Annotated in this window: 1 protein-coding gene; it reads right to left on the bottom strand. The window is 65.5% G+C overall.

Going from position 1 to position 519, the window contains the following annotated elements; all coding sequences use genetic code 11:
- The coding region (locus EN750_RS38390; RefSeq protein WP_145968393.1) for an FAD-binding oxidoreductase at positions 1 to 519 on the bottom strand (519 nt) is incomplete at both ends.

Raw genomic sequence — 519 nt, 5'->3', positions numbered from 1 at the left:
GTGCCGGTGTCGCGCGTGCCGCCGAAATAGGCGGCCGAGCCCAACCGCTCCGCCGTCTCCCTGGCATCCATGAACGAGATATGCGGGTAGGCAAAACGGCTCGCCATGATCTCGGCATGCGCCTTGTAGTCGTCGACATAGCGGGGCTTGTGCGCCACCGAGAGCTGGCCCGGCATATAGTCGATATCGATCTGGTTGGCGGCAGTGAATTCGAGGAGATGCGCCTTGGCCTCTTCGGCAAGATCAAACAGCGCCTTGGCGCGGGCCAAGCCATACTCGGATTCCAGGTCCTCGGCCCAGGCGCGCTGGCCGGTGCCGAGCTGCCCGCCATTGCGCCCGGAGGCGCCATCGCCGAAGCGGTACGCGTCGATCAGCACGACATTGGTGCCTGCCTTGGCCAGATGCGCCGCCGCCGACAGCCCGGTGAAGCCGCCACCAATGATGACGACATCGCATGTCCGGTCGCCATCCAGTCCGGGATATTCGGGCCTCGGTCCCGCCGTGTCCTCGTACCAGGAA

The sequence above is a fragment of the Mesorhizobium sp. M7A.F.Ca.ET.027.03.2.1 genome, from assembly GCF_003999175.1.
Lineage (GTDB): Bacteria > Pseudomonadota > Alphaproteobacteria > Rhizobiales > Rhizobiaceae > Mesorhizobium.
This window is presented reverse-complemented; position numbering and strand designations above follow the sequence as displayed.